This window comes from Dyadobacter sp. 676 (assembly GCF_040448675.1).
Classification (GTDB): domain Bacteria; phylum Bacteroidota; class Bacteroidia; order Cytophagales; family Spirosomataceae; genus Dyadobacter.
In genome coordinates, this window is record NZ_CP159289.1 from 408,472 (window position 1) to 431,294 (window position 22,823).

General features: G+C 52.1%; 17 protein-coding genes and 2 pseudogenes. 5 read left to right on the top strand and 14 right to left on the bottom strand.

The genetic code is table 11. The features are described from left to right. Positions 1-23: 23 nt before the first annotated feature. Positions 24-2,153 carry a PQQ-binding-like beta-propeller repeat protein gene (locus ABV298_RS01960; RefSeq protein WP_353720525.1) on the top strand — a complete coding sequence of 710 codons (2,130 nt, stop codon included), beginning with the start codon at positions 24-26 and terminating at the stop codon, positions 2,151-2,153. Here the strand turns inward: ABV298_RS01960 and ABV298_RS01965 are convergent, their stop codons facing one another. Beyond that, positions 2,154-3,086: an aldo/keto reductase gene (locus ABV298_RS01965; protein ID WP_353720526.1), complete on the bottom strand. Its 933-nt coding sequence runs from the start codon at positions 3,084-3,086 to the stop codon at positions 2,154-2,156. A gap of 136 nt (positions 3,087-3,222) precedes the next feature. Beyond that, positions 3,223-3,648 (bottom strand): hypothetical protein, encoded by a 426-nt coding sequence (locus ABV298_RS01970; RefSeq protein ID WP_353720527.1) that lies wholly within the window; start codon positions 3,646-3,648, stop codon positions 3,223-3,225. Between the two features lie 222 nt (positions 3,649-3,870). Between ABV298_RS01970 and ABV298_RS01975 the strand changes: the two genes are divergently transcribed. Then, positions 3,871-4,494: a GDSL-type esterase/lipase family protein gene (locus ABV298_RS01975; RefSeq protein ID WP_353720528.1), complete on the top strand. Its 624-nt coding sequence runs from the start codon at positions 3,871-3,873 to the stop codon at positions 4,492-4,494. A 14-nt stretch (positions 4,495-4,508) separates the two neighbouring features. Further along, positions 4,509-5,234: an alpha/beta fold hydrolase gene (locus ABV298_RS01980; protein ID WP_353720529.1), complete on the top strand. Its 726-nt coding sequence runs from the start codon at positions 4,509-4,511 to the stop codon at positions 5,232-5,234. Position 5,235: 1 nt separating this feature from the next. Here ABV298_RS01980 and ABV298_RS01985 read toward each other — a convergent pair whose 3' ends face one another. From ABV298_RS01985 to ABV298_RS02030, 10 genes and pseudogenes are all read right to left on the bottom strand, one after another. Beyond that, positions 5,236-6,147, bottom strand: a complete 912-nt coding sequence (locus tag ABV298_RS01985; RefSeq protein WP_353720530.1) for a hypothetical protein — start codon at positions 6,145-6,147, stop codon at positions 5,236-5,238. 22 nt (positions 6,148-6,169) lie between these two features. Then, a complete protein-coding gene (locus tag ABV298_RS01990) occupies positions 6,170-6,874 on the bottom strand; it encodes a hypothetical protein (RefSeq protein WP_353720531.1) in 705 nt (234 codons plus the stop codon). 33 nt (positions 6,875-6,907) lie between these two features. Next, positions 6,908-7,270 carry a hypothetical protein gene (locus ABV298_RS01995; protein ID WP_353720532.1) on the bottom strand — a complete coding sequence of 121 codons (363 nt, stop codon included), beginning with the start codon at positions 7,268-7,270 and terminating at the stop codon, positions 6,908-6,910. A gap of 107 nt (positions 7,271-7,377) precedes the next feature. After that, positions 7,378-9,096: a PQQ-dependent sugar dehydrogenase gene (locus ABV298_RS02000; protein WP_353720533.1), complete on the bottom strand. Its 1,719-nt coding sequence runs from the start codon at positions 9,094-9,096 to the stop codon at positions 7,378-7,380. A 113-nt stretch (positions 9,097-9,209) separates the two neighbouring features. Continuing rightward, positions 9,210-9,554, bottom strand: a complete 345-nt coding sequence (locus ABV298_RS02005; protein WP_353720534.1) for a hypothetical protein — start codon at positions 9,552-9,554, stop codon at positions 9,210-9,212. Positions 9,555-9,801: 247 nt separating this feature from the next. Beyond that, complete coding sequence (locus ABV298_RS02010; RefSeq protein ID WP_353720535.1) at positions 9,802-11,679, bottom strand: RagB/SusD family nutrient uptake outer membrane protein; 1,878 nt, start codon at positions 11,677-11,679, stop codon at positions 9,802-9,804. 10 nt (positions 11,680-11,689) lie between these two features. Beyond that, a pseudogene (locus ABV298_RS02015) lies at positions 11,690-14,855 on the bottom strand (TonB-dependent receptor). A gap of 652 nt (positions 14,856-15,507) precedes the next feature. Continuing rightward, positions 15,508-16,294, bottom strand: a pseudogene (locus ABV298_RS02020) (glucose 1-dehydrogenase). A 5-nt stretch (positions 16,295-16,299) separates the two neighbouring features. Continuing rightward, complete coding sequence (locus ABV298_RS02025; protein WP_353720536.1) at positions 16,300-17,160, bottom strand: alpha/beta hydrolase-fold protein; 861 nt, start codon at positions 17,158-17,160, stop codon at positions 16,300-16,302. A 69-nt stretch (positions 17,161-17,229) separates the two neighbouring features. After that, entirely contained in the window at positions 17,230-18,609 is a 1,380-nt protein-coding gene (locus tag ABV298_RS02030; protein WP_353720537.1) for a Gfo/Idh/MocA family oxidoreductase, read from the bottom strand. A 129-nt stretch (positions 18,610-18,738) separates the two neighbouring features. Here ABV298_RS02030 and ABV298_RS02035 point away from each other — a divergent pair, with 129 nt between their 5' ends. Then, the gene (locus tag ABV298_RS02035) at positions 18,739-19,221 is read left to right on the top strand and encodes a DinB family protein (protein WP_353720538.1); all 483 of its coding nucleotides are present in this window, start codon (positions 18,739-18,741) and stop codon (positions 19,219-19,221) included. 40 nt (positions 19,222-19,261) lie between these two features. On the opposite strand, the gene ABV298_RS02040 is transcribed toward ABV298_RS02035, so the two are convergent. Then, positions 19,262-19,900, bottom strand: coding sequence for a DUF1080 domain-containing protein (locus tag ABV298_RS02040; RefSeq protein ID WP_353720539.1), 639 nt, complete (start codon positions 19,898-19,900; stop codon positions 19,262-19,264). A gap of 219 nt (positions 19,901-20,119) precedes the next feature. Between ABV298_RS02040 and ABV298_RS02045 the strand changes: the two genes are divergently transcribed. After that, entirely contained in the window at positions 20,120-22,519 is a 2,400-nt protein-coding gene (locus ABV298_RS02045; RefSeq protein ID WP_353720540.1) for a PAS domain-containing protein, read from the top strand. A gap of 9 nt (positions 22,520-22,528) precedes the next feature. On the opposite strand, the gene ABV298_RS02050 is transcribed toward ABV298_RS02045, so the two are convergent. Beyond that, complete coding sequence (locus tag ABV298_RS02050; RefSeq protein WP_353720541.1) at positions 22,529-22,819, bottom strand: GNAT family N-acetyltransferase; 291 nt, start codon at positions 22,817-22,819, stop codon at positions 22,529-22,531. Between the last annotated feature and the right edge of the window lie 4 nt (positions 22,820-22,823).

Genomic DNA, 22,823 nt, shown 5'->3' on the forward strand with positions numbered 1-22,823 from the left:
TAATCTCAGGTTTAGAATTGAATATGCTAAAACCCTTATCCTGGTGCATAGGCGGCATCGGCTTGCTATTGGCAGGCGCACAAACCGTTTCCGAGCGAAAAGACGACAAACACGAATGGCGCGAGTACCTCGGCGGTCCCGACCGCAACCATTACTCGCCTTTGACGCAGATCAATAAAGACAATGTTAAAAACCTGCGGGTAGCGTGGAGCTATTCCATGCCCGATTCGGGACAAACACAGGTGAACCCGATTGTGGTCGACGGCATACTCTATGGCGTCACGGCTACTGTTCAGGCTTTTGCGCTGGACGCTGCTACGGGCAAGCAGCGGTGGATCTTCGGGGATAAATCTAAAAACGGGTCCAATACGAGCCGTGGGCTTACCTATTGGGAAGACGGCGACGACAAGCGCATCCTGCATGCGATGGGCGCCTATTTGTACGCGCTCGACGCACGCACAGGCAAGGTTATAGAAAGCTTCGGGGACAAAGGGCGGGTAGATCTGCATACCGGCTTGCCCGAAATCGCGAAAAATAAATACATGGTGTCCAACACACCGGGGACAATCTTCGAGGACCTGATTATCATGCCATTGCGGCTTTCGGAAGAATCGGACGCCGCCCCCGGAGACTTGCGGGCTTTCAATGTGCGGACGGGGAAGCTGGCCTGGACATTCCACACCATTCCTTATCCGGGAGAGTTTGGCTATGCAACCTTCCCGCCGGATGCCTACAAAAACACTTATACGGGCGCTGCGAACAACTGGGCAGGCATGGCCGTCGATCGCAAAAGGGGTATATTGTATGTTCCTACCGGCTCTGCGGGCTACGATTTCTACGGTGGAAAACGCAAAGGCATGAACCTTTTTTCGAACTGCCTTATCGCGCTCGACGCCCGCACGGGCAAGCGCCTGTGGCATTACCAGACCATGCACCACGACCTCTGGGACCGCGATCTTCCGGCCCCACCCAATCTCATCACCGTAACAAAAACCGGCCCCGACGGCAAACCACGCAGGATCGATGCCGTCGCGCAGATCAGCAAACAGGGATATGTGTTTGTGTTCGATCGGGTTACGGGTAAACCGCTGTTTCCTATTAAAGAAGTGCCCGCTCCGCAAAACGCATTGCCCGGCGAATATCCATGGCCTACCCAGCCCGTCCCGACCAAACCCGCACCCTACGCGCGGCAAGCCTACGCTTTGACAGAGAACGACATCAGCGTACACGCACCCGACCGTGATTCCCTTAAAATTAAATTCAGGGGATATAAAAAGGCGCTTTTCGCCGCTCCCAGCAAAGAAGGAACGGTGATCCTGCCGGGCTTCGATGGCGGGGCGGAATGGGGTGGGGCCGCAGCTGATCCCGACGAAGGCATTTTGTATGTGAACAGCAACGAAATGGCCTGGATACTAACGATGAAAGAAACGCCGAAAGCAAGCGAGCTGTCGAATCTCAGTCCGGGGGAAAAGGTTTATACCACTTACTGCGTAACTTGCCACGGCCCGCAGCGGAAAGGAAATGCGAAAAGCGGCTACCCGTCGCTGGTCGATATCGGCGCTCGGCGCGACAAAGCGTTTGTAAACCAGTTGCTAACCACAGGCAAAGGTATGATGCCGGGCTTCACCATGCTGACAGCGGAGGAAAAACAATCGTTGGTAGCATTCCTGTTTGGAGATGAAAAGACAGAGGCTGTTTCGGAAACGCCGGTTTCCAGGAAAGTATACCTCCCTTACCAGAGCACAGGATACAACAAATTCCTCGACGCGAACGGCTTACCGGCCATTTCCCCGCCGTGGGGAACACTCAATGCGATTGATCTCAACACCGGAAAATTCCTCTGGAAAATACCTTTCGGAGAGGTCGAATCTCTGAAAGCGAAGGGTGTCCCGACGACCGGGACTGAAAATTACGGCGGCCCGGTGGTCACTGCCAGCGGCCTGCTTTTCATTGCCGCAACGAAAGACGGCAAATTCAGGGCTTTTGATAAAAAGACCGGGAAATTACTTTGGGAAACACAGTTACCCGCCGCCGGATTTGCCACGCCCGCTACTTATGAGGTCAATGGAAAGCAATATGTGGTGATCGCTTGTGGAGGTACCAAGCTGGGCACAAAAAAAGGCAACCAGTATGTCGCCTTTGCATTGGAATAGTTAAATACCGGCCATCCAGTCCCGCATTTTTTTGCGGCCGGCTTCGTCGGGCAGTCGTCCCTCGCCCGCCCCCAGGTTATCCACCAGGTGCTTCACATCCGAAGTACCTGGAATTACGCAGGTGACGGCGTCGTGGCTGATAATGTATTTCAGGAAAAACTGCGCCCAGCTCCGGATATCGTAGTCGCCCGCCCAGGCCGGCAACTCTTTGCCTTTCACGGCGCGGAACAACGCTCCCTGCTCGAAAGGCTCGTTGATGATCACGGCGACGCCTTTGTCTTTCGCAGCTTTCAGCAAGCTTTTTTCCGCATTGCGGGAGCGAATCGAATAATTGAATTGTACAAAATCGACGTTTTCCGATTTTACGATCTGCTCCAATTTCGAATGTGCGGCATCGGTGTAATGGGTTATGCCTGTGTAACGGATCTTGCCTGCTGCTTTCCAGTCTTTGAGCGTTTTCAAATGGGTTTCCCAATCCTGCAAATTATGTACCTGCATCAGATCGATCGTTTGGCGCTTCAATTTTCGTAACGACGCATTCATTTGGTCGATCCCCTCCTGCTTTCCGGTTGTCCAGACCTTCGTGGCGAAGAAAAACCGGTCGTTCAGCTTCAATTCGGCAGTCAGATCGCCGATCACCTGCTCCGCGCGCCCGTACATAGGCGAGGCGTCGATGACTTTCCCTCCCATTTCCTGCATTTTTTTCAAAACCTCTTTCAAAGGCGCACGTTCAGCGGCGGCTGTTCCCACATCGAACTGTTGCCACGAACCGAGGCCTACCACAGGCAGGCGCTCACCGGTTGAGGGTATTTTTCTTTCCAATATCATTTTGAGATCGTTGCTTGCGAAGGAAAAAACCGGGTTCAATGCTAATCCGGCACCGGCCGCAGCCAGTCCGGCCAGGGCCTCCCGTCTCGAAAAAATATGCTTCATTGGCTGTTTAATGGGCTTTTGAAATGTTCAAGTTACGAACAAATTGCATCGGGAGCACATGTCAGGCCAAAAATGAGAAAAGGAGCCAGGACAACCCTGGCTCCTTTTGCTGCACTTCACACCAAATCTGAATCTATTACTTTTTCTCGATGGATACTCCGATTTTGTAATCTTCCAGCCGGGGCGATTTTGGAAGCTCCGGATAAGGAAGCACTTCGCTGACGGATAGTATATAAGTAGCCCCACCAAGCTGAAATTCCTGCGCATTGTCTTTGGAACCACCCTCGAATTCCACACTCACATCCACCTCGCTCGTCGCGTCGGACACCGTCAGCACCAGTTTCGCACTTCCCGCCGATACGCAACTGGCATTTATAGGGCACCGGCTGTCGGTCACCTCTTTCAGCTCCACTTTCAGATCGGTTCCCGAAGCCGAAACCTTGGTGGCCTGGCGGTACGGAACGCTGATCGCGTTCAATTCGGGCTGAGGGGCGGTATCTTCTTTTTTGTCGCAGGCTATGGCCGCGATACACATCAATGCGAGTAAAATCGTCTTTTTCATGCCAATAGTATTTTGAAGTAATAATGCAGAGAACCACAGCCGTCGATATTGGTTGTAACCGATTTATAAAAAATTATATTTCTCGATGTCCGCGCCCATACCGGTTACTATAAACGCGTTTTTCTCATTGTGATGAACCTAACTTAACCGTATGTTAATCTGGCATGCTTATTTTTACGGTTAGACACCTAAAATCAGCGGGATACAGAAAAACAGGAAGCTATGGTCTGGTACGAAGAGGAAGTGCAAAGAGTCGAAAAAGAACGATCCACGTTAAACTACGAACCCGAAACGGTCTTTTACGGAAGTTCCAGCTTTACGCTCTGGACCAGCCTGTACGACGACTTCGCAGAGATCAGGCCCATAAACCTCGGTTTTGGAGGTTCCACGCTTGCCGCTTGCGTCTGGTTTTTCGAACGTATCATGGCTTCCGTAACCGCCCCGCGGCGCTTCGTGATTTATGCCGGCGACAACGACCTCGGCGACGGCCGCCATCCTATGGAGGTGTTGCTGTTCTATCGGCAGCTCATTGGGCTTATCCGTGGGCGTTTTGGCGATATTCCGTGCTTCTTTGTGTCTATCAAGCCGAGTTTGCAGCGTTGGGAGATTATAGGCTCGATCCGGACGACCAACGAGCTGATTCATGAGGAAACCGAAAAAGACCCCAACCAGCATTACATCGATGTGTTTCCACTGATGGTTAACTACCAGGGATATCCGCGTAAATCGCTTTTCGAGGAGGACGGACTACACCTCAGTACGGATGGTTATGCGATCTGGAAGAAAACAATCCGTGAAAACCTAAGTGCCGTTATCGGGGCGGAAGCGCTTCAAAAAACTCCTTAAAAATCCTCTTTATCATGGAAAGGGCGTATCACAAGTGGTTTAGTCCGGCTTTGGACAAATTTATGGAAATACTCGTGTTTGGCCACATAGGTACCCCGGTGATATTTTTTCCCACACGCTCGGCCCATTTTTACGACTTTGAAAACTGGCGTATCATCGATGCTATGAAGGACAAGATCGAAGGAGGCCATATCCAGGTGTACTGCGTGGACAGCGTCGACAGCGAGAGCTTCTATTCCGATGCGCCTCCGCCGCAACGCATCGCCCGCCATATGCAATATGAAAAATACATTCTGGAAGAAGTTATCCCTTTTATCCGTATTCAGAACAGGAAACGGGAGCTCATCGCGGCAGGTTGCAGTCTTGGTGGGTACCACGCGGTGAATATCGCCTTTAAGTACCCTTCCATTTTTACCAAGGTGGTTGGGATGAGCGCGCGTTACGACCTCACCCAGCCGATGCCCTACTTTGCCGACCTGTTCGACGGCTACTTTGACGAGAACATTTATTTCAATATGCCCAACCATTTTGTTCCCGGTATTTCCAATCCCGAACTGCTGCGGCAGCTCCGGGAACTGGACATCACTCTGGTGATCGGCCGGGAAGACACTTTCCTCGAAAATAACCAGCATCTGAGCTACTCTCTGCGCCAGATCGACGTTCCTCATCAACTGCATATCTGGGACGAAGAAGCGCACCGGCCGAGGTATTGGCGGGAGATGGTGAAGATTTATTTGTGATCTATCCCTCCGCCCAATTAAGCAGCGCCCATTCGTTCGTGGAACCGGAAATGAGCAAAAAGACCCGCTGCGGCGCGAGATAGAGCATTTTATCGATCGGGAACGGCAGATCCATTGACTCGATCCGTTCAGGTTTGTCAGCCATTTTAATAATGTCGATGCCGTGCATGCCCTTATTGAGCACAAGGTAGTCGTCCACCAATTCGAAAGATCTCACGGCAGTGGTAACCGATGCCTTTTCCGTAAATCCATGCCCGTTGCAGCCGAACATTTTAACATACCCTAAACCCGCGACAAACATTTTCCGGCCGTCGCCGGTAAACCTGATCTGATAGCAGGTATTAGGTAGCTGATCGATCTTTGCCGGTTTGCCAAATTGGTCCTGATCAAATGGTTGTGCGAACAATTCCCCGTGATTGGTACCGTAAACGATCAGGTTTTGTACGGGGTGCAGTGCTTCCTGTATTAAGTCCTTACCTTTCGTCCTGATTCTGGCAAGTTCGACAACACCTTCTTTTTCCAGTGTCAACAGAGCAATGACCTTCCCCATGAAAGAGATGACCGTATTCTCATGCCCTTGATAAATGTTTGGCAGGCTTCGTGCAGATTTGTAAAGGTCCGATGCCCCGATCCGCAGATAATCTTCTTTTGAAAGCAATTGAAAGCCGTTTGGCAACTGCCTGATTTCTTCATAGAGCGAATCGCTCAATCGATCGTCGAAGAAACCTCTCCATTGGTATGCGACGTCTTCATCCGTCGTTTGCCACAACAGCTCCAAAACGCCGTGCGGATGGAGCAACAGCATCTTCCATCTGTCGGCCAGCAAAAAAGCACCTCTTGCGTCGAGTGCATGCACGAGCTGCAACTTCATATCCAGTGGTGAAGGGATTACTTTCGATAGGATTAATTTCATAGGACGGTTTCGGAATGGATTATCAAAATGCGCCATTGGTGTACAAACTATCTCTTTTCAATCTCTCTACCTCCGCCCTGAACGCTTCGGAGTTCTTCTCCCCCTCGATTTCGATCAGGTAATCTTTTACCCTGAAATCCTCGATCGGCACATCCCGGTATTGCATGCATGGCTGAATTTCCCGAACATAAGAATAGCCGTTGCCGCTTTGCGCCAGACATTCGAAAAACACGATGCGCACAAAGGCGGATTTGGTCGAAAGGAGTTGCGTGTCGTAATCCGAGAGCACTTGCTGGTCCACTGCCAAAGGCTTCGACGTGAATTCCAGCGTTTTGTAGAGGGATTGCTGCACGGCATCCTTTTCCCCGAACCAGCATTCCAGTTTGATGTTCACCAGTGCCGGCGTGTTATTGGCAATGTGCAGGGTGAGCGGAGCCCTGTTACCGGACGGGAACCAGGCGTACAAGTCCCTTACGCCGCTTTTCAGCGCAGGTAATGCCATCAGTACCAGCGGCAAACAGAGAATGGCCAAGCCGATGGCTTTATTCCGCCAGAAAAGTAATGCGAGCAGCAATATTCCGAGTAACCCGGCCAGATAAAAAACCCCGGTGGCCCACCCTACCGAACTATCTCCGGCCGGGGCGGGCTTGGCGAGGTAGTAGACCACCGCTATCAGAAAAATAATGGAAAGTATGCCCAGCAGGGCGAAATAGGTGAATTTGATCATCGCGATAGGCGTGTATAGTGCAGATTCCGGCGCTCAGACTTCAAAAGGCAGGTCGTAATCCCTGGTATTAGGCTTTGAACTGCGTGTTTTAACCGTAATCCGCGCTTTGAGCGGGTTGCCCAGCACGAGAAAGTACTTCACATACTGATCTTCGTGGTACGTCCAGGATTTGTCTTCGAGCAGATATTCCGAAACTCCCAGCTTGCCCGCCTTGTAAGCCCATTGCTCCACGATGTTGGGCTCGTAAGTAACGAAGTGTCCCATGCATAGCATCTGAATGCCCGGCTGCGCATTGTTACCCAGCTCGGAGCAGCTTTCGACGAGTACATTGATACTGGAATTGTCTTCAAGATCTTTTACCGACCATTGGTCGAGAACGGTTTTAACATTGGCCATAATCGTTGTGTCTGATTTTTGGCGCAAATGTACCTGGATGAGCTTGTTATCAACCAGTTAATATTACCTGCCGGTATCTACCAATTATTTTCCGGGTTTTCATCAGCTTACCTGTTCCGCTCTGTGGCAGAGACGACCCTCCGTATCTTGCCGTCGCTTTTCGTCATCACGTAGAGTTCCCCGGTGAAGCGGTCATATTCAATCCTGATATCGACCCGCTTTGAGCCGGACATCTCTGCCAGGCTGGTTTCCTTTCCGTCCCGCACGATCGTTAATTCGTACACAGTCTGGTCGGATGGTTGCGAATCGATATTGGCATAAAAAATACGGCCGTTGACGATGTCTCCGAAAATGTATTTGTTTTTCAAAGCCGCTATCGGGCCCTCATACACATAACCGCCGCTGATAGCATTGCCGTCGACATGGTCGTACTGCAAATAGGGTTTTACGAACTTCCCGGCCTCCGCTTCCGGAACCGGATACACGTTTTTAAGGTCTTTGAATGAAATGGCGTAATTTCCTTCGCGCACATTCCAGCCATAGTCGCCCCCTTTTACGATTATGTTCACCTCTTCGAAGTTGGACTCGCCAATCTCCGCGCTGAACAACCTGCCATTGTGCCAGGACAGGCGGTGTGGATTGCGGAAACCGTACGCGTAAATTTCTTTATAAATGTCGCCGGCCACGTTCACAAAAGGATTGCCCGGCGGGATCCCGTATTTTCCGTTCCTGCTGTTATTTCCCAGCGGGTCAATGCGGATAATCGTGCCCAGAAGGGAATGCAACGTGTGGCAAAGCTCGGGATGTTTGCCAATGGTGGAACCGCCGTCGCCGGTACCGATATACAACAGCCCGTAATCTTCATCGCCTTTTACGGCTTGGGGATTGAAGCCGATATCCTGCGTGCCATGCACGACACCCGGCACATTGATCCGCAACAGTTCCCGCCATGTTCCTTTGAAAACCGGGCTTTTCACATCATCCATTTTCCATTCTGAAATTACCCATTGCAGCGCAACTTTAACCGAGTCGTCATAGGAATAATCGGCGGGTTTTCCCCGGAAAGATTCGGTGTGCGTAATGTAAATCAATCCATTCCGGAGGTATTCGGGATGGAATGCGAAGCTGCCAAGGCCTGTTCCGAGGCCGGGTTCGTTCACGAAATTTTCCACGACAGGCCGTAGATCGAGAAAGGTACTTACATCTTTTCCGCCGATCCGGTAAATAAGCCCCCTCTGGTCGCTCACATAGAGCGTGCCGTCGTGCGAAGGGTGCGGCCGCATGTTCGCGATGCGCGTGCGAGGCATTTTATCGCCGGACGGAGGAATCGTCATGAAATCTTCCAGTTCGATATGCAGCCCGGTTTTAACGACCGGCTGCCCCAGGCGGCCGCTTGAAGCGCCTGTATCCGCTTCGACTTCGAGCGGCGCAATGTGACGGCGTTGTGTCTCCGAGGCGATGTAGTCGAGAATAGACCGGATTTCGCTGTCTTTCAAAAAATCGAACGGCGGCATGATCATCTTGTACCTTTTCGAAAGGCTCACCGCGCGGACGTTGCCGGATTCGATAACGTAGCCTGGATTTTTAATAAATTCAATCAGTTCTTTCTCCGGCAGCAGGCTCGTTATCCCACCGAGCTTCGGGCCGATTTCCTCCTGCTCCATGGCGTGGCATGAAACACAGTGGGTCGTAAACAGTTCCCGGCCCTTTGGACCGGTCGTTGAAAGCCGGTTGGAGCCAGGCGCAGATCGTTTGCCGCCGGCGCAGTTGAACAATAAGAATCCAGCAGCCGCAATGCCGCAAACCAGGCGTAACGTAAAGGTCATTTAACGATGGATTAGGAATTATCGAAAGTGGCGTTAAAGTTAGCAAGCGGCCCCGCACAAAAAAAGCCGGAATTGCTCCGGCTTTATCACTGAATAATGAAGGAGTACTATGGTTATCCTACATTTCTTCCGTTTTTATCTAATTTCACTCGGGCATTCTCCTTGCCGTTCGCTACTTGTAATTCGTAATATTGGGTTTTATCGGGCTCCGTTACCAAAAACGCTTTTTTAACAGTCCAACCGCTAAACTCGTCGCTTTTAATGGTCTTTTTCACTCCCTCCGGCAGATCTTCCGGCTTCACGGCCACTTTGTCCTCTTTGTCTGCCTTGGTTGTCTTTTGCGTCGTTGCTTCCTTGTGCGCGGCATGATCAGCGGTGGTTTGATTGGCCGTCTGGGCCTGAACAGAAGCAAACGAGATAAGCGTCAGGGCCAATGCCGATACTACTAGCTTTTTCATAATCCTTGTTTTTTAGGCAACTATTAATATTTGATCTCGTGCATTCGCACTGTTGCCGTTCTTTCAAACAGGATTATGCCAAAAATTCTAAGTAATTGATTTTGAGTATTTTACAAATATCCTACTAATTTAATAGTGTTTACCAAAATCCACGTTTTGTAGGAATTTGTCTTCAAAAAACCTCAAACATAACAACTGCCCGGCACCATTACGGCACGGGCAGCTGTGTTACCATACTCAGAATCTGCTACTTGTCGTAACCCGGGTTCTGGGTAAGCTTCGCATTACGGTTCATTTCGTCGCGGCTGAACGGACGGAAATACATCTTATCCACCCATGTCCGGTTTTCATGTGATTTATCCTCCGTCGGCGTGTAGGTGTAGTCATAAATCGTCGGATCGTAGTGATACGGCTCCTTCATCGACTTGCCCGGCTTGAACTTGCCGATAACGGTAATGTATTGCAGCGGACGGCCAAGGGTCGTCGGGGCGATCATCCAGCGGCGGGCGTCGTGGTAACGCTGCTCCTCGTAAGCCATTTCAATCCGTTTTTCATGACGGTAGGCTTCTTTCAAAGCGGCTCCCGACACTTTCAAGGCAGGCATACCGGCACGGAAACGGATCTTGTTAAGCCATTCCAGTGCAACCGCATCCTGGCCCAGCTCGATGCTCGCCTCGATGTAATTGAACACGACCTCCGTCACACGGAAGAACGGCCAGGGGATATTCTGGCGGTCGGTGTTATCATACAATGCAGGGTTCGGATCGATGAACTTGCGCATGTAATAACCGGTGCGGCTTCCGTTCCAGTCCTCGATGGTGCTGCTGCGGGTATCGAGGCCTTTGCGGTTGAACAATGTGCCTTTTTCATCCAAAAGGTCGTAAGAACCGGTCTGGATCTGGTTGGCGGGGTCTTTCGCGTCGGACGGGCGCGGTTTCCAGGGAGCGCCGTCGTACATGACCGTTGCATAGAAACGCGGATCGCGGTTCACGTAAGGGTTTGCCTTGTGCTTCGGGTTAGTCCACGAGAACGGCGTTCCGTCCATCATTTCATAATCGTCTACCAGCAAGCCGATCGGCGTGTTACCCGCCCAGTTGTGGTAGCCGTTAGGACCGTTGTTCAGGCCCGTCTGGCGTGCGCCGTCGGAAGTCTGGCTGGGACTGAAATAACGTCCGAAAATGATCTCATTGGCCGAAGCATCCAGGCTTTTGTCAGCGCTGTAACCAGCCATTGCCATCGAAATGTAATTGATCTTCCCTTGCTCGGGCGTAACAGGACCGGTCAGGTTTAGCTTATAACCCTCTTTGGCGTCCATGGCGGCTTTTGCAGCAGCCTGCGCGGCCTGCCAGCGTGCCTTACGGTCGCCCGAAGTGTAACCCAGGAATTCGGGGTTCGGATAAGCGGCAAACAAAGCCGATTTAGCCTTCGCGGTAGGGACATCGTGCAAATCGCTCGCTGCATACAACAGCACCCGCGATTTCAGCGCCAAAGCAGCCACTTCGGTCGCTCGGCCCTTTTGTTCCGCCTTTCCTTTCAGCAACGCAGCGGCGCTGTCGCAATCCGCCACTATGAAGTTCACGCATTCTTCCCAGGTGTTACGTGGGACCGAATAATCTTCGTTCAGCTCATATACTTTCGTAATCAGGGGCACCGAACCGTAGTAGCGTATCAATTGCTGATAATAGTAAGCACGAAGGAAATGCGCTTCGCCTTTCAAACGGTCTTTCAAAGCCTGATCGCTGAAAGTCGAGACCGGCAGTTGCTGGATCGCCTGGTTGGTGGCGCGGATACGGGTATACATAGGGCCCCATCCGTAAGTATCGTCTACCCAGCCCAGGTTGGAAGGGCTCAAACTACCCTCATTTATAGTATTGATATTACGGCCGGTGTGGGTAAATACGGCCTCGTCGGTCAGCGACGCCAGCATTTGCTCGCTGAAACCGCCCTGCTGAAGTCCCTGATAAATACCTGTAACAAAGCCTTCGGCCAATGCACCGTCCTTCCAGACCTCGTCGGTCGGGATTTCGGTTGGCGGCGTTACATCCAGGAAGTCAGTGTCGCACGACACCAGCCCGGTTGTCGCCAGCGCCGCTAGAAAAATCCAATTTTTATAACTCAGTTTCATTTTTTAAGTCTTAGAAAGTTACACGTACACCTGCATTAAGCACTCGCGACTGCGGATAGTATTGTCCGTTGGTAGAAGTCGCTTCCGGGTCCCAAATCTTGATTTTGTCGATCGTGAACAGGTTCAGGGCATTCACATACACGCGCAGGTTGCCCACGCCGATCTTCGAACCCAGTTCGGAAGGCAGGTTATAGCCCAGCTCGATGTTTTTCAAACGCAGGTAATTATTGCTTTTGAGGTAATAGGTGTTCGCACCCGGGGAGTCGGCGTTGGTCAGGTTGGTATAATAAGTGTTGTTACGGTTAGCGAGGCGCGGATCGGTCGAACTTGGGTTGTCGATCGTCCAACGGTGGTCGTAAGCGTATTTCAGATAGTTACCAATGTCTCCGGACTCCGTCTGACCCACGTATTGCAAACCACCCGCGGCACCCTGGAACAGGATCGAAAGGTCGAACGCCTTGTAGCCGAGGTTAATGTTCACACCACCGGTGAATCGCGGACGGTTGGTTTTTTCCGAACGCACCATATCGTCCTTCGTGATCTTGCCGTCGCCGCTCACATCCTTGAATTTCATGTCACCCGGACGGAGCGTACCGGTAATGCCGCTGTAATCGATCGTATTCGCATCGATTTCGGCCTGATCGCGGAACACGCCGTCATACTGGTATGCCAGGAATGCCTGGTAAGGGCGGCCGGTGGTAGTCTGGTAAGCAGGGATACCCGGTGTCTCGTTCCAGTACTTGATCGTATTTTTGGCATAACCTCCGTTCACGCCCACCGAGTAGGTGAAGTTGTCGACGCTGCCATCGTAGCTTACTTTGAATTCAAAACCCTTGTTTTGAAGTTTACCAAGATTTACGGGAGGAAGCTTGCCATCGATACCTGCCGACGAAGGTGTCGAGCCGGTCATCGGGATCAGGATTTTCGAGCGGTTATTGACAAAGTAGTCGATTTCAAATGCAATGCGGTCCTTCCACAAAGTGCCTTCGATACCGAAGTTGGAGTTGTTCGCAACCTCCCACGTAAAGTTGTCGTTCACCACCCGTGTTTCGAGCAGGGTTTTCACCACCTGGTCGTTGATGATGTAGGTTCCAAAGCCCATGGTGTTCAGGTATTGGTATTCTGCCAATGTCTCCGTTCCGAGCAAATAAGGCTCTGCTCCCATCTGGCCCCACGACGCGCGCAGTTTCACATTGTTCACGAAGCGGATATTGTTTTTCCAGAAATCTTCTTCGGAAATGCGCCAACCCGCCGATACCCCAGGGAAGAAACCGAAGCGACCTTCTTTCGGGAACACGTAGGAGCCATCCGCACGCCACAGGAATTCGGCGAGGTATTTCTCTTTAAAGTTGTAACCCACGCGGCCGAAATAGCTCAAACGGGCACGCTTGTAAAGATCGCCGTTGTTGGTACCCGAGTTACCGATATTCTGCTCAGGCGTACCACCCGCGAAAAGCTGGTCGACCACCGGCGAAATGAAGTAACGACGATAAGCGAAGAAACCATCGGCGTCCACGGTTTCGCGCTGGATGCCCACCATGGCATTGAAATTGTGCGAGCCGAACGTCTTTTCGTACGATGCCTGGCCGGTCAGCTGGATCGAAAGCTCCTGGGAAGAAGTTTCCGTCAAACGCGGATCGTTGAATGTCGAACGAACAGTTCCCGTCAGGAACGGTGTTACGCCGTCTTCCTCGTAAGTCTTTTTATCCCAATAATAGAGTGTCCAGGGCTTCTGGAACGATTTCTGACGACGCATTTGCTTATCGATCGCCGCCATTGCGGTCACTTTCAAACCGTCCACACCGGGAATCAGGATGTCCAACGACCCGTTGGTCTGGATATAATCGCGTTTGTCGTTGTTGTAACCCGTTGTATTCGTGGTGATAACCGCCGGGTTCTGACCGTTCTCGATATCCGGACCCGGACGGCCATCCGGCCAGATCGCGATTTCGGTAGGCTTACCGCGCATCAGCATACGGAAGATGTCGCCCGCGCCACCACCATTGGGAAAGTGACGGAACTCTTCACGCAGCGTAACACCCAGGTTAGCCGTTACATATTTGTTGATTTTGGTATCGAGGTTTACGCGCATATCGTATTGCTTATAACCCGTTGCCGAATTCACGTAGTTACCATCCTGGTTGATATAACCTAATGAAGCGAGGTACTTGATGTTCTCGCTACCACCTGTCAATTGCAGGTTATGGCGCTGCTGTGGCGACCATTTGCGGATCACCGAACCATACCAGTCGGTATTCGGGTGGATCAGCGGATCGGAGCCGTCCTGGAATTTCTGCAGATCGGTTGGCGTATACACCGCGTTCAGCACGTTTCCGTTGTCGGTCCGGGTGTAGCTGCCGTTGGTATTAAATCCCTGGAATGCGCCTTGCCACTGGTTAACGGGCAGGTTGTCGTAGATCTGCAACTCGTTACGGATCGTGGCGTATTCAAATGCATTCGACATCTTCGGAATGCGGGTAGGCTGTGCGATACCGAGGTTCAGGTCGTAGGAAAGCTGTGGTTTACCGCTTTTCCCGCGTTTGGTGGTAATGAGGATAACCCCGTTACCCGCACGCGAACCGTAAATTGCAGCCGCCGCGTCTTTCAGTACCGAAATGCTCTCGATGTCAGCCGGGTTCAGACGGTCGAGCCCCCCGGAACGGTTGGGCACGCCGTCTACGACGATGAGCGCATTGCTGTTACCGAGCGAGTTGGTACCGCGGATGCGGATCGCAGAGCCGTCATAACCGGGCTCACCGCTCGACTGTACCGCCGAAACACCCGGCAAACGCCCCCCCCAATGTGTTGGAAAGGTTCGTAGAAGGCGCTTTTTGCAGCTCGGCACCTTTTACGGCTGTTACCGAACCGGTGAGCGTAGCCTTTTTAGCCGTACCGTACCCAACGACCACCACTTCGTCGAGCGCTTTGGTATCGGTTGCCATTTTCACGTCCAGGCTCGTTTTGTTGCCCAGCGGAATCTCCTGCGTAATATACCCGATGAACGAAAACACGAGCGTTGCCGTACCCGGGGCATTCACCGTGTAATTACCCTCGATATCCGTTACCGTTCCCGTCGACGTCCCTTTGACCAGGACACTCACCCCAGGCAGTCCCTGCCCTTGCTCATCATTCACTTTTCCCTTCACCGTTACATCCTGAGCGTATGCAGCGGTCATGACCAACAAGGTCAGCAGAAGGGAGTAAAAATACCGTGTTAGGTTCCGGTACTTTTCCCGTTCAGAAATCCTCATAGATTAAGTATAGATAGATAGTAGATAGTTAAAAAAATTATAAAAAAATGAAAAGATATTACAACTGAGAAATACGCATAAACCCTTATTTTTCAACAAGTCAGAGAAGTGTCTACCATACACAATTTATCTTACTAAAAATCATTAAAATCCTACTTTAAAAACTCCACTCGTAACCGGCGGGCTGTTTTGTTATACTTGAATGGGAGGTTAAACTCGAAAATGTTATATTTTGTAATCCAGCAGTACCGGGGCTGACGGTATGAGCGGCCGGATGTACAAAAAGATATGAAATTATTTACATAACCAAGTTTTCCCGCTTTGTGACAATGTTTTCTTTGAAAATAACCAATAGTTACTTGACGTATAGTAATAACCGGCCCCTATACGTAAAAACTAGTTGGACAGCAACAAAAAACCGCTCCCACAGCGTGGAAACGGCTTTTGCGAGCATTGTAATATCAATTTTGCAGAAACTTACCTGATTTTTGCACAGTCGCTCAAAAGTGTCTGTAAAATGGCACCTAGCAAGAAAGCTGGTCTTGTAAAAATTATATTTTTCCGAACAATTCCCTTGTCAGCGGGCGGTCCACCCGCCATCTACCGCAAGGATGGAACCGACCATATAACTGGATGCGTCGCTGGCCAGAAATATCGCCGCGCCCTGTATTTCCCGCAGATGCCCCCAGCGACGCAGCGCCGTCGCGCCGAGGATAATATTGCGCGCATCTTCGCTTTCGGCGATGGGGATATTCATTTCGGTAAGGAACGGCCCGGGGCATATCGCATTCACCATAATGTCGTATGGCGCCAGTTCCAGGGCCAATGCGCGGGTCATTTGCACAATGGCGCCTTTGCTGGCCGTATAAGGCGTGCGGTTGGCCAGACCCACAAGGCCCAGGGTACTGGCGAGGTTGATAATTCGGCCGCTGCGCCGGGCTTTCATGTGAGGGGTAACCGCGCGGGACGCCAGCCAGGTGCCGGTCACATTCACATCCATCACGTGCTTGAAATCCGAGACGGAAATCTCGTCGATCGGGCCGCGGATGTTGATCCCGGCACTATTGACGAGGATGTCGATTTGTCCGAAGCTCTCGAGTGCGAAGGCCACCATCGCATTTACCTGCTCCTCGCTGGTGATATCTGCAGCGTAGGAAAGTACGCGTGTTCCAAACGAAATGCATAGCTCGGCCGCGCTACGTTCGCCATCGACGGCGCTCCGGTTGACCAGTAAAATATCACAACCCGCCGAGGCCAGCCCGGCGGCCATCGCCAGACCGAGCCCTTTGGAGCCCCCCCGTAACAACGGCGACCCGGCCCGTCAGATCGAACTGCCTTATACCCGGTAAAACATCCTGCACCATGGTGATCAGTACTGATGGAATGCCTGGGAAATAAATGCCAACACATCCGGCAACGACTCGCGCCAGTACGTCCACGTGTGCCCGCCGTCGCGCACACGAAACTCATGCGGAACTTCCTTTTTTCGTAATGCGATGTGGACCAAACTGTTGCCTTCATACAAAAAGTCGTCGTCACCGCAGTCGATATACCAACGTACGGCTTTCTTCCTGTCGTCGGGCATATTGTTGATCAACGCCAGGGCGCTGTGCCGGTTATAGTACCGCTCCACTGTCGAATCGGCGATATCCGGATTGTTTCTCAGAAGATTCCTTTTAGCGTCTTCCAGCGTAATCGGGCCTGTCGAAGCGCTGAGCGGGCAGGCCGACGAGAACAATTCGGGATGGTGTAATGCGTACATAAAGCTGCCTCCGCCGCCCATCGAAAGCCCGGCTATGGCGCGGTAACGTTTTTCGCCTTTAATACGGAATTTCTTCTCAACATAGGGCATCAACTCGGTGAAAAAGAAGTCCTCATAATTCCAGTCGCCTTTCACGTCATTGAAATACCCCCTCCTGCCCGTGTTGGCATCCGGCATAACGATGATCATCGGCGTAGCCCGGCCCTCGCTGATAGCCTTGTCGGCGATGTGCAGCACCTCGCCGAATTGCACCCAGCCGGTGTGGTCGTCGCCCGCGCCGTGGAGCAGATACAGAACCGGGTAGCTGCGCTCGGACGTCGCGTAATCCGGCGGCAGGTAAACGGCGAATTTGCGCTCGGCTTTAAGCAGCTTGGAAGGGAGCGACAGGTTATCGAGCACCTTGCCCGTCTGGGCGGATGCCTGTGCGCCAAAAAGCACGGCCAATGCGATCGTATAGAATATCTTCATACCTGGAACAGTTGGATTAAGGGTTGAAATAAGAAAAGCGGGAGACGCTGCACATCTCCCGCCCGGGTTCTATTTCTTCTTCATTTTCATCGCCACCGGGTCCCAGTGGACGATTTTCTTACTGAAATAACTTTCATTGCAGGCCAGCACCGGCGCCGCCGCACGGAAACCGAAAATCGGGTCTTCGACGGTACCGACATTCCCCTTTTTTACATTCTCGAAGAAATCCCTGAAATGATTGGCATGTGCATCGTCGTCCTTGGGCGCCTCGAACCTTACTTCCTTCACAGGTTCGGCCTTTCTGGTTTCCTCCGGGTATTGCGCATCGTATTGCTTTTTGAATTCCTTCTGCTGTGCCTCCGAAAAGGTATTAAAGCTGTCGTAGCCGCCCATTCCCGGCGCTTTGGGCAACTTCTTTTTTGTTAAAACAAGGTTATTCTCTGTGAACTCGATCTGGCCTTCCGTACCGATAATGCGGGTATTGTTGGCAATAGCGCCCGCATTCGCGAAATTCACACGCAGCACCATCTGGAACCTTTCATGAATGTCCGTCTTTGGGTAATCGAGAATGGATACGAGCACATCCGGTACATCGCGGCCGTCTTTCCAATAACTCAGCTCACCGGACGATATCACACGTTCCGGCCCGAGTGAATTGGTCACAAAATGCACGCCCGTAATCAGGTGAACAAAAAGGTCCCCGCCCACTCCCGTACCGTAATCCTGGTAATTCCGCCAGCGGAAAAACCGCTTCGCGTCAAATGCGCGCTTGGGCGCGTCGCCGATGAAGGTATCCCAGTCGACGGTACTGGGCGAAGCGTCCGTCGGAATGGAGTAGTTCCATGCGCCGATGGCATTGAAACGGTCATTGTTCGATTCGACATAATTGATTTCGCCGATCTCTCCGGCCTGAAACAAGCGTTTAGCTTCTTTAAATGAAGCCGAACTGATCCGCTGGCTACCGACCTGCATCGTCTTACCGGATTTTTTCCAGGCATCGATTACCGACAGGCCCTCATTAATGTGATGTACCATCGGCTTCTCGCAATAAACATTCTTTCCAGCCTGCAAGGCGGCCTTGGTGATGTGGTCATGCCAGTGGTCGGGCGTCACTACGAGTACCGCATCGATGTCCTTTCGTTCGAGGATCTGGCGGTAATCGCGGGTTGTGAATATGTCTTTGCCATAAAGCTCCCTGACGCGCGTCAGGCGGCCGTCGTACAGGTCGGCCGCGGCGACGAATTCCACATCCTGCGAGCTGCGCAACGCCGCTTTGGTATCCGAATGCCCCTGAATGCCCATACCGATCGTCGCGAAGCGGATTTTGTCATTAGGACTGATTTTTTTGAGGTCTTTGATAATGTGAAAAGGCTTGGCTATACTTTCGGTGGCTAACAGTGCAGACGCTGCTGTTACATTTTTGAGAAAATTACGGCGGTCAGGCTTCATTTGAAGAATTTCAAAGGTTAAGAGATGATCCCCCTAATTTAAACAATTCACGATTTGTTGTGCCGGTAAATCAAAAATATGTACATTTTGCGGCCTTATTCCTCACTCTACTAATTAACTAACGCACCAATGCACGCCGACCAGCGAAAGAAACTGATCAATGAATTGACCGCGCTCATCAGGGGCGGGAATGCGCACGTCAACCTCGAAGACGCCCTCGCCGGCATTCCGGCCGACAAGCGCACGGTAATCCCCGATGGCCTGCCATACAGCATCTGGCAACTCCTGGAACATATCCGGATCGCCCAGAAGGATATTGTCGATTTTTCGGTTTCCCGGGATTACAAAACGCTCGTCTGGCCCGACGAATACTGGCCGCAGCCTACCGACAATGTAAGCGACGAACAATGGGAGAGCTGCATCCGGGAAATCAACGACGACCAAAAACGGTTTTTCGACCTGTTACAGGATGAAAAAAAGGACCTTTTCAGTCCGCTGACCTGGGGCACGGGACAAAATATCGTCAGGGAAGCGATGCTTATCGCCGACCACAATTCCTACCACATCGCGGAGATCATCGTAGCCCGGCGATTGCTGGGAATATGGAGATGAGCCAAAGCCGGCGGCCGGCATTCCGGTGCCGCTGCCGGGCTTAAAGTTCTTCAATAAAAATATCCTTATAAAATACCTTCGCCTTGCCGCCGCCGTGGATTTGCAAGCCGATAAGCCCTTTTTGCGGAATTGACTTGTCGGGCTCCGTGTAGTCAACCGTTTTCGTACCATTTAGGAACAACTGAATGCGGCCGTTCCTGCTGTGTACCTCGTAATCATTCCAGTCGTTCCGCTTCACGATTTTCTCGACCAGCGCGGAATCCGGCGCGATCAACGTTTTATTACGCCTCGATTCGTCGTACAAACTGGCCCAGTATTTATCGCCCAGGTCGGCCTGATAGCCGGTCATTTCATAGGGCGGGTTTTTCAAACGCACGCTGTGGAACTGCACGCCTGTATTGATAAAACCCTCGTGACCAGTCAGTTTGAATTTGACTTTCAATTTGAAATTGGAATACTCTTTGCGCGTACACAGGAATTCGTTATGCGGCACCGTTTCTTCGAGCGAGCCTCCGGCAATACTGCCATTCTCGATTTTCCAGGTTTTGACGGTATCGCCCTCCCATCCACGGAATGTTTTGCCATCAAACAACGCAACCGGCTTACCGGGCCGGACCATAATGCAACCGGCGAACGCCAGGGCTACGGTGCAATAAAAATAAAACGGGAGTTTCCGCATGGCATAAACTGGTTATGGCTAGTACACTTTTTTCCAATGATGATAAAGGGACTTCGCGGAGAATTTTACTTTGTCCGGCAATATCGCGGGGCAAGGCATCATAGCAACGCGCCCCTGTGCAGGTAACCAACATTTGCTTTTGAGCTAATATCTTTATTTTTACAGAGTATGGTCCCCGGAAATGGGTTCATACGTAAACCTGAGGAAGATTTTTTACCAATGACTACAACTGGTAATGAGCGTAAGGACGACCTGCTGCTGGCGATCGAGCGGTTTGAACTTGTGGCAAAAGCTACCCATGACGTGATCTGGGACTGGGACCTCGAAAAGGGCACCATGTGGTGGAACGAGGGAATGGAACAGATTTTCGGGTATAAGCCGGAAGATATCGGAAGTGGCCCCAATTCGTGGTTCGACCGCATCCATCCGGATGACCAGGAAAACCTCGTGAAAAAAATCTACGGCGTGATCGACATGGGGCAGAGCAACTGGTCGGAAGTATACCGGTTCAGGCGCGCGGACGGCACCTATGCACATGTACACGACCGCGGCTACACGATCCAGAGCGGAGACAAACCGGTGCGTATGGTAGGTTCCATGATGGATATTTCGGAAAAACTGCGCTCCGACAAGGCCCGCCAGGAGAGTGAGGAGAACCTGAAATTTGCTATCCAGGCAGCCCAGCTCGGTACCTGGAACCTGAACCCGGCCGACCAGTCGGTGCTCTTCAACGAACGCTGCCGGGAATTGTACGGCTTCCCCGACGAAACGGACATGTGCTATGAGCGCCTGATACAGTTTATCCATCCCGACGACCGCGCCAGGGTAACGGAGGCCATCGAACGAACGCTCGATCCGGCACTGCGAGTGCCGTATGATATCCGTTACCGGGTGATCGGCGCTACCGACCGGAAGCTGCGCTGGCTGCATTGTACAGGCCAGGCCTATTTCGACCCGTCGGGAAACCCCTACCGCTTTTCGGGCATTTCGCGTGAGGTTACTTCCGAAATCGCCACGCAGGAGAAGATCGCCTGGGCCGACCAGCAGGCCGCCATGACCATAGAGGGGTCGGGAGCGGGTTCGTTTATGGTTACGCTGGCAACCGACGAGATTATTTATTCCCCTACCTTCGCGAAAATCATAACCGGCAGCGAAAACGCCAATATGACCCGGGATATTCTCCTTACCGGGCTTCACCCGGAAGATGTGGAGATCAGAAATGCGGCCTATGGCGAAGCAGCGGACAGCGGCGAACTCCGCTATGAGGCCCGGTTTGTCTGGTATGACGGGACCACCCATTGGGTACGGGTACTGGGGCGCTATCTTTACGACAGCATGGGCACCGCCGTTTCGCTATCCGGGATCGTGATGGACATTACCGACCGGATCGAGTCGGAGCAGCGGCTGAAAATGAATGAAGAGCACCTCAGGACACTCATCGAACAGGCACCGGTGGCTACCGCCCTTTTCGTTGGAAAGGACATGATCATCGATATTCCCAACGAGGCCATGCTGAAAGTGTGGGGCAAAGGGCGGTCGGTGATTGGAAAGCCGTTACGGGAAGCCCTGCCTGAGCTGGAAGGCCAGCCCTTCCTCGATATTCTCGACCGGATTTACCGCACCGGCGAGCCTCATTCCGAACAAGGGGCACGTGCCCACCTCGTGGTTGACGGCAGACTGCAGACGTTTTATTACGACTACACCTATAAGCCCCTGAAAAACGCCAAAGGGGAAGTATACGCGATCCTCGACATGGCCGTGGATGTAACCGAACAGGTAACCTCCCGCCAAAAACTGGAGCGGAGCGAAGAACGGTACCGGCAACTTGCCAGCGAGCTCGAAAGGCGCGTGCGGCAGCGTACCAACGAGCTGCATCAGGCCAATATCGAGCTCGTCAACTCGAACAATAACCTGCAACAGTTCGCCTACGCGGCGAGCCACGACATGCAGGAACCGCTCCGGAAAATCCAGTCGTTTGGCTCGCGGTTGCAGTCGACCTACGCCGCTCAGCTGGACGACAATGGCAAATACATGCTCAACCGCATTCAGGATGCGTCGAGGAGGATGTCGGTGATGATCGACGATCTGCTTGCCTATTCGCGGCTTACGACGCGTGAAGGGGAGTTCGGCAGCGTGCAGCTGGGGGAAATCGTGGCGTCCGTGCTGGCGGACCTGGAAATATCTATCCAGGAGCAAAAAACAGAAGTTATCGTCGACGACTTACCCGAGGTTTGGGGTAATGGACACCAGCTTACGCAACTGATGCAGAACCTGATCAGCAATGCGATTAAATACCGTCTGCCGGAGCAGGAATCGGTGATCCGGATTTCCTACCGCCAGGTAACAGACGCCGAGAAAGAAATATTGCCCAAACTCCTGCCCGATCATCCGTACATCCGACTGGAAGTAAGCGACAATGGCATCGGCTTCGACGAAATTTATCTCGAGCGCATTTTCCAGATGTTCCAGCGGCTGCACGGGCGGAGCGAGTTTTCCGGATCGGGCATTGGCCTCGCATTGTGCAAAAAAGTGGTTCAGAATCACCATGGTTACATCACCGCCAAAAGTCAGCCGGGCAAAGGCGCCACATTCATTACCTATCTGCCGCAACCGGTGTGAGCGGCAGGGTTACTTCTTCCAGACGTCGGCAAACTCCTCGGGATGGCGACGAAACTGTCCGTGCACATACTCGCAGAGCGGCATGACCTGCAATCCATGTTCGCGCGCATACGCGACCATTGCATCGAGCATTTTGCGGGCCAGGCCACGACCCTCCATGGCCGGATCTACCTCGGTGTGGTACACGGTCAATGTCGTTTCGCTCAAACCGATCACCATTTCGCCGACCTGTTTGCCGTCTTCTACTACATAAAAAGCCCCACGGCGGCGGTTATCGAGTTTGAAATTAATTTCTGCCATAAAT